We start from the raw sequence: 13,680 nt of genomic DNA, 5'->3' as shown, positions 1-13,680 counted from the left end.
GCACTCCGAGAGGGCTGTTTTAGAGGACACCAAAATAATGGTGAGAAAGGTGGACAGGAGGAGGGGGATAAAGAAAGAGGCGTACATGAGGAAGAGAAGGATAGAGGTCACAAGGGGGGTAAACGACCTGGACATTTTGACTGAGCCTGAGGAGGACAAGCTAAACTTCTCTGACTTCTGGAGGCCGTCTAGGCACAAAAAGGATGAGGAAGGCTGATTATACCGAATGTTGGATATTTTAATAAAAATAAGCTGTATTAAAATGTACCCGAGATCCCTGGCATTTAGGATCTTTACCTCTCCATTACGGGCTCTTTCACCAATCTTATCTCCCTTATCCTGTTGAAGCACCTGAACCTCATCACCTCGTGCTGTCCGTCCTCAAGGGGAACCAGTATCTCGCATTCCTCGTCGTACCTCGGATGACTACTGTGCCCCACGCTCTCCATCTCCTCTTCCCACAGCTCAAACCCGTACTTCCTGCCCAGCTCCAAGAGACTAGCTATAACGGGGATGGGTGCCCTGATTATCACGATATCAGGCCTAACCTCCCTGACTATATCCAGGAGCTCCTCTCCTATTTCTATGGGGTTCCTGTACTCCAGGAGCACGAAGTCCCCGAGTATCCTCCTGAGCTCCTTCCCCTCCGCTGGAAGGATCTCATGCCCTGAGGTCCAGAGGACAACAGGCATCCTTCTTCCCATATCCATAGCCTCACGCTCCCATTATTCCCTTGTAGCTGATAGTTAAGAGGTTATCTCAAGAGACTGCTCTGTTCCCTTGCAATGGTACCTTTAATAAACAATCTAATCCATCCAGCTACGCACGGACATCGTTGCAAAAAGAAAGTTCTCTTTAAAAATTTGATTTAGTATTCAGGTTGGCAAATTCTTTCGGACAGGTGTTCTAGTTTCTCATAACTCCTCACAATGCGCTCCATATTTCCCTTTAATTAGCCAAAGCTTGAGGTGCATTCCTGCCTGAACTCGCATTTCCTGCACTTCCAGCTTACAGGCATTTTCGGGGCTTTATTCTCCCTTACAGCCTCCCTGAATTTCTCAAGTGTTGTTCTTGCATTTTCCTCATCCGCAGCCTCTATCCAGGTAAGCATCTCACCCGTTTCCCTTAGATATATCTGGACTCTTTTCATGGGCCTTCTGAAGAAATGGGCATATAAATCGGCCTGGGTGAATGCAACAGGCTTCATATAGTTCAGCAGAAACTTATCCCTTGTCGTCTTAAACTCGTAGACGAAACTGTCCGTTATCCCATCCGGCACCCCTGCGACCATGAAATCCCTCCATCTGAAAGCCCATCTGATCGTGGGATACTGCTCTGCTACCCTGTAATGGGCCCTTATGCCCTCCCTTTTAGCCTCAGTATCTCCTTGCATCAGCGCAAAAAGATCCGCTTTCTCATCAGATATCTCCTGAAGATCCTCGAATTTTATCTTCAGGACATGTTCAATGTCCTCCCACTTAAGTTCCGGAAGCCTGGGAACTATATCCTCCAGAGATCTGCTTTCCACGGGCAGATACCCGAGGATCATCGAATATTCTATTCTGTCGGAAAGATGTGCCAGAAAGAATTCGGGTTCCATCTTCTTATTGGCCAGGATGCTCTTTCTGGCGCACCACCACCATGATGCGGTGTCAGCCATTCCTATGTAGTAAAGATCCGATGGTGATAGACCTGCCTCCTTCTTTTCCTCATTAAGAACCTCTATAGCCAGTTTTAAAGCCCTCGGATCTAGAAATATCTCATTCACCAATCTGGCTATCAGGTTAAGATTCTCCTTTTTCATGTCATCACCAGAACCGCGTCATACATAAACTTTAATCCTTTTGTAAATTATTTCTTTATCTGGGAAGGTGACCTGCTGAGCATGTCTGCTTATCTCTGTCATTCCAGGTTTCTTTCAAGGAATTCCCAAACAACACCTCTCTTCAGTAGATCATGGCAGAATTGATTTTCATAGCTTCGAAGACATCCGTAGCAGCTGGTCTCAAGCCCGCATGTGCAATTCTTGACTCGGGCTAAAGCACTCTTAAGGACCTCATGAAGATTTCTCTCATTCATTATGCGTTTTACATGTCCAGCTCCGCCAGGGACATTGTCGAATAATATTAGCACAATTTTGCCTTCAGATGAATGAAGACATCCATTCAGATCCTCCCTTTTTATCCCAAGAGCATGGCTTGTACCCTCAAGAACTGCATATAAGAGGGATAACCAGAAACTTTCTACAAATTTACTATTTGTTTTAATAGATTTAGCTCTAAATATCTCTTTGATATAGTTTTCATTTATATTTGGCTCTTCAAATGAAATAGAAAGCACATCCGTCTTAAAGGTATGTCCAAGATGAAATGGACCTTTCAAAGGAGATGGGCAATCCGTTCCATAAGGTGTTTTATGGTTTCTTCTTCTCTCCGGAAAAGCTGCACCACAATCAAAACATACCCAAAATCCGCCTCTCTTCCCCTTACAGATAACAGCTAGTTCTCCATCGGAGGAGTACTTGCATTTAATCTTAAATCTGCCTATAGTGAATATTCTCTCCTCTGGTTCCTTATAACTGAAGAAGTATGGTCTTGTGGTAAACTCATGTTTTGGTCTTGATTCGCCTGGTTTCTTTGGTTCAAAATCCTTGGAGGTCACAAAACCAAATATAGGCGTAATAAATCTATGTATATAGTCTCGTGAAATAGGTCCATGAACATCACATGAGAAAGAGGGTGGTTTTTCCTCTATTGTTCCACTCTGCATGAAAAATTTATTGCATTTAGGACAAGTAGCATACCAGTAAATTGGCCATGTCCTGTTTCTCACAACTTTCAGCCCTTCACTTTCCCAAACATATCCGTTTGCAACTACTTGACTACCTGGTGCAAATTCTGAAATAGCTATGCTTAAGTCTCTTTCTAGTTGAATATTTTTAGCAGCCTCCTGATGTGATAGAATGTCCAATTCGACAACATCCACCGGAAAACCATACTTAGGGATAACTGCATGAGATGCTAAGAAATCTATGAGCTGTTTTCTCTTAATAGTCTCCTTTCTTTTTTCTGCCCAGTTCATATCGGCATTTATTTTGTTTCTTTTTTGCTGATCTCGGGTTTTATTCCATTCTTCCTCCTTTAATCTATAAAATTCCTCAAGCCGAGTAAATTCATCCCTTATTTTCTCATCCGCTTTTGTAAGGACACCTTCCTTGCCAACAAGGCTGTCAACCCATTTCCAATCATCAACTCCAAAAACTTTTTGCAAATCTTCAGGTATGACCCGTTTTAACGATTTCAAGACGGATTCAGGCTTTGTGAGAAGGTACTCCTTTATTTTATCTGTGCCAGAAACACCTCCTTCAAGTCTGAAAAACGAGTCTGCGTCCCCGAAATAATCGCTGAATTTTCTGAAGAAATCTGCAATTGCAATAGAGTAAAGATGACGGGAAATTATCTTCTCATTTTTGAGTTCAATAACAGGTGGCTTTATTCTTCCCTCAACCATTTTTTCTGGTTCTTTAAAGTATGTAAGGTCATGAGAACGGAGTTGAGCAAAAGTCAGGATAAATCCTATAGTGTCGAGCCTTCTTCCTGCTCTTCCTGCACGCTGAATATAGTTCGATGGTTCTGGTGGGACATTACGTAGAAAGATAGCTTCTAATTCTCCAATATCTACTCCTAGCTCGAATGTAGTTGAGCAGCTCAGGATATTGATATCCCCTCTTATAAACTTTTGCTGGACATTTGAAGCATAGTCAGTGGTGAGCTGTGCTGTATGCTCGTGTGAAGTCATTCCTATGGGTATCAAGTGAGTATACAGATAGCGGTAATGGTTTCTTTCAAGATCTTCAAATTTTTGACTATCTATTGGAATGAGATTTCCATTACAGCCAAACGTTGGGCAGACTCCTCGTACGCTTGAGGGTACAATTACGCCACAGCGATCGCAAATAAACCAAGAAGTATCCGGCTGGATTATTCTCCAATATCTATAATCAAGCTTGTAAAGGACACCATCTCTTGAGTTGCTAAATCTCTGGATACCTCTATCAGTCCAGTTATCTCTCAAATCCTCCCATATTTTTCCTAATAGTTTCCGGCACTCACCGTTTTCATCTTCCTTTCCTGTAATTCTCCTATACAACTTTTCTAAATATTCAAGTCTTGCATTAGTTCTGCCTTGAGATGGTATAAAGGAGTAGATTCCTCTTTTGACATCAGAACCTTCCCCTCTGAATTTGTATTCTCTATTTCTTGGGCTAAAGAATTCATCCTTGGGATCCGGTCCATCGTCAGGAAAAGTAATAGCCATATTGAAGCGCATGGAGTTGAGTAATGTTTGATATAATGCTCTTGCTTCGTTCTCTGTAAGATTCCAAGGTGATTCTTGGAGTTCCTTAATAGGCCTCCAGTTTTCAGGAAATATCGGGATAAACGATATCAATCCAACTCCTTCTAGAGAATTTCTCCTATCCCATATTCCACAGAACTCCTGAAGTATCCATTTCCAAACTTCTTTTTTCCTTTCTTTCTTACCCATCGCTGGATCAAACACATTGCTCTTCTCACCAAGCTGTAGAACATCTTCGCACAAAGATTCTAGCCTGTAATCTTCTAATCGGTTTCTTTTCAAGGCCTCGACTATTAAACGCCTGAATAAGATCCTTTTATAGGTGAAATCCAGGTATGGCGCAAAAAATGCAGCATCTTGTCTACTATCCGAAAAGGTAAGTATCTTTCTCTCCTTTACATTCTCTTTCGAAAGATTTTGGTATAGAGCTGTAGCTAATACTGCTGCGGGGGCATCTTTCTGGAAAATGAATTCACGAACAATATCCATGGAACGCAGTCCGCACAAATAACATTTATTAAGAATTGTATCATTTGGATTTATTTCGATCAAAGTTATTATGGAACCTTTCTCATGGCTACAATCACAAGTAGGTTTATCTTTCCATATAGACCCGCACTTCACGCATAGCTTCCATATTTCCCCCTTTTCAGCAATTTCTTCAGGAACTGCTACTTCCTGATCCTCATCCTCCTTTAGTTTGATGTCCTCTCTCCATAACATGAAATACCTATTCTTCCTTTGGGAATCTATCTCAGCAAAAGAATGCTTTAATTTGCCCTCCACAACCTCCCCGACTAAGTACTCCTGTCCACAGCGCCGACAAGAAGCGAGTTCAAAGACAGGATATCCCTCATCTGTCAGCTCTCTTCTTTCTAAAAATATTCTTGGTTCAGGGTAAAAGGATACAAAGACTCCCTCTGGTGCACGAACAAATAGATGATAACGAGCTGGTAAAAGAGGTAAAGAATCTTCATCTGGGCGTGCCCATACTAATACATTGATAAGGCTAATTATCTGGCTACATTCTCCCTTTGAGGACTTATCTTTTTCTAAAAGATATTTAGCGCATTCATCAATTCTCTTCGCTCCTTCTTCTAGCAGAGACTTTAGTTTTATTGCCATCTCATCTTTTGAAAGAACTTCGTAAAGAAATCTCTTTGGATTATTGTTGCAATTGTTTCTCGAATTATCTAAAATACTTTTGGGAATAGCATTTTCTTCACAGGTCTTGTACAATTGTTCCAAAGAAGGAGAGGGAGTATTTTGAATGATTTTATCTAATTCTAAGTATAACTTAACTGGTGCCTTAAACTCCGCCTCTGAGCTCTCTATTTTGATTCTTTCTCCCCTAATTATGTCCTGTCTTTCGCTATCCTCTGGATCCCATTCAAACTTCTCTCCAAAAAGCTTTGTTGCAAAATCTGCTACTTTTCCAAAATCCTCCTCTTCCCTAACAAGGGTTGCGCTTGCTGCAATACACTGCAAATCACCTTCCATATTTTTACAGACTCTATCTTTCAGACGCCGAATAAGCATAGCCATCTCAATTCCTGTTGCTCCGCTATAGATATGGGCTTCATCAAGAACTAAGAATTTCCAGCTTCTTGCATATTCTCCGTCAAAGAAAGGTGAGTCTTTTGGTCTCAAAAGTAGATATTCGAGCATCGCATAATTTGTTATTAGGATGTGAGGAGGATTTTCTCTCATCTCCTCTCTTGAAAGGAGTTCGCTCTTTACAGGCTCCTCTTTGGGATTCATCAATTTAAATTTCTCTAATCCCTGCTTTTTGGTTTCAGGAGTGTCACCAACGTATCTACCGAAGGTTATTTTAACTTCAGGGATTTTCTCTTCCATTACTCTTGCTATTCTTCTCAGCTTTCTCAACTGATCATTAGCCAGCGCATTCATGGGGTAGAGCAAAAGAGCTCTTACTCCTGGTGTAAGCTTCCCTTCTTCATATTCCCTTAAAAGATGATTATAAATTGGTATCAGGAAACATTCTGTCTTTCCGCTGCTTGTACCAGAAGCAATAACTACATTTCGGCCTTTAAGTATCTTTCTAATAGCTTTCTCTTGATGTAAGTATAATGGATTATTCCGTAAATAGTCCATTGCATCAAAAATAAATCTCTCTAATTTATCGCTTAGCAATCCTTCTCTAATTAGATCTCTAAGGTAGCATCCTCTTTTGAAAGGTGGTGTTGCCTCTAGAATGGGACCGTTTGTAAAGGAAAAGTTCTCAACTTCTTGTCGGAATTTATTTCTAAGCTTTTCGTCTCTAAGATGAAAAGTACTTGTCAGATACCGGATATATCCCTCACGAATATTCTGCGTAACTTTAATCGGATCTATCGGCATGTTCATCGCCTCCAATTAATGATCTTAAAATCTCGACGTTTTGAGGATATGCTGACTTCCTATGTTTATCGTATGGAATATTTAACCGCTTAGCGTCTTCCAATTTCATCCCAGCCTGAATAATTTCCTCTTTACTAAAGCCTCTACCTTCTCTCATGCCTGTACCACACCTTACAATTGGCCGCACACGCACCATGCTCTCTCTTAATCTTCGTGGGATAGGTCTAGGCGGTATTATTTTGGGGAAATAAACAACAGGGATATTTTCACCTATAACTTTCCCATCTTTGAGAATTTTAATCTTAAGCATAATTTTATCTTTGGTTTCCTTAATACTATCATAAAATTGATTTAATAATATACTGTAGATATTTCCTTTTTTAACGAACTTTGACTCCTGGAGTTTCTTGTTACTCGTCTCAAGTATTGCTAAAATATCGTACTTGACAAAACTATTTGTATTAATGTAAAGATATAGGTCCTCGCCAGCAAGTAGTTTCTCTCTTTCCAAACACAGTGGAATATCTTTCCAATCCGTCGGTTTTGAAATATTCCATTTTAATCTTGGGACTGTTATTCTGAAGTTTACCTTAGTTTCCGGCCTATTCTCCTTGTAGATAGAGAACCTAAAGAAATCTCTCTCTGGTGGTAAGCTAATTTCGTATCCCTTTGGAGTATATTTTATTTGCTCTGTAGTCTCTATTTTAAAATCCTTTGAAGGAAGCGAAACCTCGATTATCTCTGCTTTATGGCCCTTCTTAGGATCAGGAATGACAAGTTCCTTTGAATAATCTAATTGCAGGGATGGAATATATCGGAAGAACAGCGTGGTAACAGGTAACCCATTCTGTTCACAAATATCCACTTGGAATTCCCCACATTCACAGGGCAAATTATCAAATCTCAGCTCAAGAGGATCTTTTCCTGACCAGTTATCAGAAACAATTTTATAACCTGCTTGTCTGTTTTGAATCCAAACGACCCATCCTTCTTTGTTTATCGTTTCTGTATGCGGGGCTTTTATTTTAATGCTGTTACCTGTAAAAATGGGCGATTGTTCGCCGAAGTCATCGTAAATAACCTCTTGGCTATCGATAGAAAAAGTAGGCTCGCAGGGTATAGGTTCCTTTTCATTTATAACTAATTCACTCTTGTCTCTTAGATCGATGCACAACGGTCTGTATTTTTCCCAGATCCATCTATCCTCCTCTATAACTGGTTCAATGTTGATCTTGCGATCTTCTTTAAGAAGGATCCAAATTTCCTTTTGAGGAAGAGGGTTAATGTTCCCTTCTTTATCATACAGGTAATGCATCTTGCCTAAGTTATCTCCAACTGCGATAAAGGCATAAATAGAATTACTCTTATGCTCATAAGTATAAGTATTACCTCCAAGCTCCTCTGGATAAGTAACCTTAAAATTTTGTATAGCTTCTTTTATCTCTATTCTCTCTTCTTCTGTTTCCAAGTATTTTCCATTGTTGTTGATAAGTTGGAGCTGTCCCTCTATCTCACTATCTCCTAAGGATACTTTATAGCTCAATTGTTTTTCAGGGGAATTTTCCATCTTTATGCTTTGTTTTGGGATCACGAGGAAAACTTTAGCCTTATCAAGATCAATCTCAACAAATGGTGCTTTCACCTGCGTAAAAAGTTGAGGTGATTCTTCCTCTCTTTTTTCCTTTAGGGTTATATCCGATTTTTCTGGCTTCTTAACTCTCCTTGCAGATCTCTTTTTGCCTAAATCCAATTCTTTTTTCATCAGACGGCTTGTCTTCTGCTCTTTGTGAGCAGATCTTTTTGTCTTTATACTCTCTTCGGTAGGAGTTCTCTTCATACGAGGCTTTTTCACCCTCTTTTCTTCAGGAATTCTCTGTTCTTCTTTCTCTTCCTGCTTGCCTATAAGTTCCTCTTTGATTTCTTTTTCTGCTCCTTTGTAAGTCCCTTCCTCAATTATTTCACTCTCTATAACAGCAGAAGGTTCATTCTCTTGCTCTGTGGGCTGACTTTCTGGATATGATCCCTTCTTTTGAAATATATGAGAAATTTTCTTAAACAGTCTTATTATTATTTTAAATATCTCCATAGTTTTCACCTCCTCTATGCTCTCTATTTGAACAGATATGGAAAAGATAGCCTCGGATTTTTCTACTGATGTTTATTCTCATTTCTCTAGGCATCTTATTTCCCGTTTCTAGCCATATTTCTTTCGTTTTCTTCTCAGCTGTTTTAATGAATTTTTCTGCCTTGAAGATCAGAATAAATGCTAAAATAGTACCCAGAAAATTGGGAATGTATATACTTTCTCTTATACTCTCCTCTTCTATTAGATTTAATCTTTCATTTTTTCCAAAGAAGGTGGGTTTGACGTTTTCCTTATATTTCTCGTGAGTTGATATATTCATCAAGAAATAATAAAAGCCAGCTAGCTGGTTATAAGGGTTTCGCTCAAATATAAATTCAGGAATGTACCTGATGTTGGGTGGCTACATAGCTGTTGTAAGACTCACAATTCTAGGCAGCTAAGCGTGATATGGAAACCTTTTATGTTAAACAATCAGTTTAGCAGAGCTTCCTTAAAAGCAATTCTCTAAAGAGCAGTATTCAGCAAATTAAAGAACGTTGAAACAAGAACAGAAATGTTTAAAGTAACCATTTCCTAATTCATGAGTTAAGTGCACTTGGGTGTGTTGAAAAATGGCCGAGGACTCGTTTTTCCAGATGTTTCTGACGGAGATTTCCAAGCTGAGTTCTATATCCATAGCCTTTGACGATTCCTTTAGGGATGTTTACCTTTCTTTTTGGCATGAGTTTGATGGTAAGAGCGAGGAATCGCCTAGCTTTGTTGTAGCTGACGGCAGTTATGCCCACACAACTTTCAGAGGTGGAGTTAGAGCTGCTGTAGCTAGGGCTATTGCCAACGTTTACAGCCACAATAATCTGATCGGGGACATCTGCGATGTAGATTTGAGGGTTGGACATGGGCTTAAGCGTATCTCACTTTACATGAGGGCTCTGGAGTTTAAATGCTTAAAAAGAGCTCTAGAAAGCTATAGTGAAGTGCAGATGGCCTTATGTGATGGCGATCTTTATCCAATAATCCCTCCAGTTCTGGTAAAGCTTGGGGATCAGGAAGTTGAGGCTTATGCGGAGTACTTAAATGCATTTTATGATCTTTACAAGCTGGCAGCTGAACGTAAGCTTCTGCTTATCGGAGTCACAAAGGACAGCTTCGTGAACTATCTTGGTGTGAAGATCCTCAGCACTTTCATCTCACAGGAAAATCCCACTTTAGGCAGGGAGCTGTCACGAGTAAGAAGCGTAAAGAACATCTTGAAGAAACTCTCTGAAAACAGGGATCAGTTGAAGAACTGCGATGCATATCTCAAGGAGGTTGGGAGGATGTTAATGTCCTCTGATGAGGAGATATTCGATGATTACACAAATAAGTCAGGTTTTACGTATCCACTTGTCCTAGCACCACAGCCAATCTACTTGAGCGAGGAGATAAAAGCAGGAACAAGAAGGTGGGCGGATTCAAGGATCAGAAGAAGGCTATTAGCTGCAGGAAATCCGTTCAGCAAAATTGCAGAGGCTTTTGACAGGATTTGTGAGCTGCCACCAGTTGTCATGTCTTATTGGAGGCCTTGGCATGGGATTGGCGTTTACAGGATTGACATAGGAGGCTGGATTCTTGGATTAAATTCTGATTGGGGCTCTGTGGAAGGCGATTATTTTCTAGAAGGATCAACAGATAAGCTCAGGGAGGTCATTGCAGTATTGAACAGCTTAAGCCCAGAGCCGTTCACAATTAAGCCTCTTCTTGATGTGGACGACCTTGTCAGGTTCAGGACTGACATCTATAAGGAGTGCTACGAGCCCCTTATCATAGAAGCCTTGAGAAGAGCTGGGCTGAAGGCTGTTTTGACCAAACGTGATCTCAGGGAGTTGATGGTGAGGTGATTTGATGGAAATTCAGGAGCAGGTGGGCACTGTTTTGGATGGTGCAACCCCGCTGAGTTTTCCCTTTAAGGTGGTAAAAGGGGATATTCCTCTTCATGAGTATGTGAAAGTTGAAGTTGGCAAGAACGTGGTATTGGCAGAGGTCGTTGGAGTCGGTGCTAGAAACCCCATTGTTAGGGAGAAAATTGCAACACTTGGAATAAATGGTCTGGAGAGATACGGCTATGAAGTAGCTGTGGCAGAGGTTCTAGGATATCTTGAGGATGGTAGGATTATGAGGCCCAAGTATGCACCTAAACCCAATACACCAGTCTATTTAGCTGGCACTCAAGCTCTTCTCTTGTCATGCATCTGTCTGTTGAGCCGACACGTATGTAAGGACATTTGTCCTTAAGCAGATAAGGCTTGTTCTTTCCTTCTTTCACCTCTATTAGAGTTAATGGTTTCTCTCGTACATAGATCTCCTTTACATCGAAGTCTATGCTTGAAGGATCGCATCTTCCTCTGATCTTCTTAGATAGCCAATCCTTTAGAGGCTCTCCTTCCTTTTCCTTTTTCCACTCAAAGCCTTTTATCTCTCCATTATCATTCACGCCTATCAATATAATCCCTCCGGACTTGTTAGCGAAGGCAACTATGGTCTTAAGAAGCTTCTCTTTATTATTTGTATTTAGCTTGAACTCGACTCTTTCATTTTCTCCTCGATAAATTATGTTTTCTAGATTTTCCTCTGTAGGCTCAAACTCAACCTGACCTCCATATACTGTTGGAAACCACCGGCTGTCTAGAACTTCCTCCTCTTTTGATATCAGCACAACATGCATGTACTTTATCTCATCATCCAGCTCTATAATGCCACTTTTTATATCAAAATTTCCGGTTCTATAGGTTTTTCCGACACCACAGCAGTACTTTCCAGCAATCTCATCCGGAGATACGCCGAAAGTATCAACCTCAACACTTACCTTCTTTTCGGAAAGGACCTTTAATCTTCTTATCCTTGCTCTATAGTCGGGGATTATTATCTCCGCTCCAAAATAATTATTCCATACCATCTCCATTTCGTTCTCAAAAGCGATCGAAAAATAGGGATAAAATGGAAGGTTCAGGCGAGCAAGAGGTTCATGCTCGTGTATCGTTCCGCTAGGAAAGCTACTTCCTGAATAATAATAATAATATCTTATGCAGGGCCATTCTATTCCAATTACAAACTCTTGGGCATGCTGGCTATATATGATCTCTTTTCTCAATTCATCAATCCTATATTCGAGCTCAGGATCTCCTGGAATCCTAAGTATCCTAGTCTCCCTCGAATTTCTGAGGATTTTAAGGAAATCCTCTGCTAGAATATATATCCTCCTGAAGATCACATCCCCGTAGTTATAGTTTCTCTCCTCCCCTTTTTCTTCATCCTTCTTGTGAGGAATAACTTTGATTGCCACTCCAATCCATATGCTCTCTCCTTTTTCATTTCTTCCTCTTACTGATACACATCTTATCTCCACAAACCCATATTGATCTTTCCTTTTCTCAAAATCCTTAAGCATTTGATCATATTCATCTATTGCCTCAACCATACGAAGAGATCACCTTATGCACTTTCTGACAAAGACAATATAAATAAGGCTTATATAAAAAAGGAGTTTATATGACAGGTCACTGTTTCTTACCTTATGCGGATGTGGAGAAATCACGACCGAAATAGACTCAGTGAAGTAGGAAAGTATTTAAAAAGAGGTATATGTAAAGTTATAAACTCACCGCTATCACCAATGCCTGATGAAATAAGTTTTGGAATAAGTCTTGGATCAAGCTCGATCAAGGCCGTATACAGACTTGAAGAACGTACCGAAAAATGGTGTAAATGTGAAGTAGAAAGTAAGCAGCCAAAGCCCAGGCTTTGGTGCGGCAAGCTCGGAGATAAGCAGATATGTATAAATCTGGACAGGATTTGCGGAAAAGTAAAGGGACACTTTAGATAATGAGGGGACAGAGACAATAAGACGGCTAGCTAAAACGGGCTGAAAGGATAAAGGTATACAGTCGTTATGTGTACTGGAGAATCTGAAGATTATTTTTTTTAATAATAAGCTAAACAATAAAAGAAGGAATACTAATAATTTTCATTCCTGAATTAAAAATTTTTCTTTAAAACATGTCAGATATTGCAATGCAGGAAATTCCCCTCAGGGAATACCAGAGAAAGGTGCTGGAAGAGGTAAAGAATGTAATGGACGGAAACTTTGTTGTTGTATCGATGCCGACAGGAAGCGGGAAGACATTTGTGGAGATGGCACTTGCCAAGACCTTCCTCGATAAGGGAAAGGTCCTTGTCATAGAGCCCACAAGGTTTCTCTGCGATCAGATGGCCAGAACATGGGGAAGTTACCTCAACGCCTCAGTGCAGTATGATGGGAGGTGCAATCCGGGAGGAGATGTGATAATATCAACTCCCATCACCGCCCTGAACTGCCTCAAAGAGATGAGGGATTTTAAGCTCATAATAATAGATGAGGTTCACCATGCGTTTGGCTCCAGGGTATATGAAAACCTTCTTAAGGAGCTTGAGAACACAAGAATAGCCGGGTTTACAGCGCTTCTTCCATCAAAAAAGGTGAAGAAAGGCCTTCTGGAAATAGAACCTGTTCACTTAGTTTATGATTTCAAGAGGCTGGAGGGGCTAGGAGGGTTTGAGTGCCCCAACGCCATAGGAGATATCTACGATTCCCCAATGGAGGAGGATGAAAGAAGATTGTACATGAATCTTATAAACGATTTCCCTACACATCTCCTTCATGTCTTCGAGTGTTACGGAATAAAAAGTCTCCATGAATCCTGCAAAAAGTATGCTGAGAAGGATAAAGAAGAGTTAACTGAGGATAAAAAGCGGATACTGGAAGCTATAAATAAACGGATTGATGAGATAGAAAAGCTGGCCAGCAGGCCATCCCACAAGGCTAGATGCTTGGAGGAGGTTCTTCACCAGTATCTTTCCATGTG

The 13,680-nt window shown here is 40.5% G+C and carries 11 protein-coding genes; 5 read left to right on the top strand and 6 right to left on the bottom strand.

The window, feature by feature from the left end; translation table 11 throughout:
- Positions 1–217 (top strand): hypothetical protein (locus D6D85_RS16475; protein WP_161969865.1); only part of this gene is annotated, 217 nt, incomplete at its 5' end.
- A gap of 76 nt (positions 218–293) precedes the next feature.
- Here D6D85_RS16475 and D6D85_RS12505 read toward each other — a convergent pair.
- From D6D85_RS12505 to D6D85_RS12485, 5 genes are all read right to left on the bottom strand, one after another.
- Positions 294–704 (bottom strand): hypothetical protein, encoded by a 411-nt coding sequence (locus D6D85_RS12505; RefSeq protein WP_125672379.1) that lies wholly within the window; start codon positions 702–704, stop codon positions 294–296.
- A 248-nt stretch (positions 705–952) separates the two neighbouring features.
- Positions 953–1,804, bottom strand: coding sequence for a hypothetical protein (locus tag D6D85_RS12500; protein ID WP_125672378.1), 852 nt, complete (start codon positions 1,802–1,804; stop codon positions 953–955).
- A 98-nt stretch (positions 1,805–1,902) separates the two neighbouring features.
- The gene (locus D6D85_RS12495; protein WP_161969864.1) at positions 1,903–6,717 is read right to left on the bottom strand and encodes a DEAD/DEAH box helicase; all 4,815 of its coding nucleotides are present in this window, start codon (positions 6,715–6,717) and stop codon (positions 1,903–1,905) included.
- Positions 6,698–8,803: a ribosomal protein L13e gene (locus D6D85_RS12490; protein ID WP_125672376.1), complete on the bottom strand. Its 2,106-nt coding sequence runs from the start codon at positions 8,801–8,803 to the stop codon at positions 6,698–6,700. Before D6D85_RS12490 ends, D6D85_RS12495 begins: the two co-directional genes overlap by 20 nt.
- Positions 8,790–9,122, bottom strand: a complete 333-nt coding sequence (locus tag D6D85_RS12485) for a hypothetical protein (protein WP_125672375.1) — start codon at positions 9,120–9,122, stop codon at positions 8,790–8,792. Before D6D85_RS12485 ends, D6D85_RS12490 begins: the two co-directional genes overlap by 14 nt.
- A gap of 292 nt (positions 9,123–9,414) precedes the next feature.
- Here D6D85_RS12485 and D6D85_RS12480 point away from each other — a divergent pair, with 292 nt between their 5' ends.
- Both D6D85_RS12480 and D6D85_RS12475 read left to right on the top strand, forming a co-directional pair.
- Positions 9,415–10,680, top strand: coding sequence for a DNA double-strand break repair nuclease NurA (locus D6D85_RS12480; RefSeq protein ID WP_125672374.1), 1,266 nt, complete (start codon positions 9,415–9,417; stop codon positions 10,678–10,680).
- 4 nt (positions 10,681–10,684) lie between these two features.
- Positions 10,685–11,074, top strand: a complete 390-nt coding sequence (locus D6D85_RS12475; RefSeq protein ID WP_125672373.1) for an ATP-binding protein — start codon at positions 10,685–10,687, stop codon at positions 11,072–11,074.
- Here D6D85_RS12475 and D6D85_RS12470 read toward each other — a convergent pair.
- Positions 10,974–12,257, bottom strand: coding sequence for an AlbA family DNA-binding domain-containing protein (locus D6D85_RS12470; protein WP_125672372.1), 1,284 nt, complete (start codon positions 12,255–12,257; stop codon positions 10,974–10,976). The two genes, D6D85_RS12475 and D6D85_RS12470, sit on opposite strands and share 101 nt — an antisense overlap.
- A gap of 96 nt (positions 12,258–12,353) precedes the next feature.
- Here D6D85_RS12470 and D6D85_RS12465 point away from each other — a divergent pair, with 96 nt between their 5' ends.
- Together D6D85_RS12465 and D6D85_RS12460 are read left to right on the top strand one after the other, a co-directional pair.
- Complete coding sequence (locus D6D85_RS12465) at positions 12,354–12,662, top strand: hypothetical protein (RefSeq protein ID WP_125672371.1); 309 nt, start codon at positions 12,354–12,356, stop codon at positions 12,660–12,662.
- 188 nt (positions 12,663–12,850) lie between these two features.
- The coding region (locus tag D6D85_RS12460) for a DEAD/DEAH box helicase (protein WP_161969863.1) at positions 12,851–13,680 on the top strand (830 nt) is incomplete at its 3' end.

This window comes from Candidatus Methanodesulfokora washburnensis (assembly GCF_003947435.1).
In the GTDB taxonomy this organism is placed as follows: domain Archaea; phylum Korarchaeota; class Korarchaeia; order Korarchaeales; family Korarchaeaceae; genus Methanodesulfokora; species Methanodesulfokora washburnensis.
The sequence above is the reverse complement of the archived record's forward strand: the minus strand, read 5'-3'. Positions and strand labels throughout refer to the sequence as shown.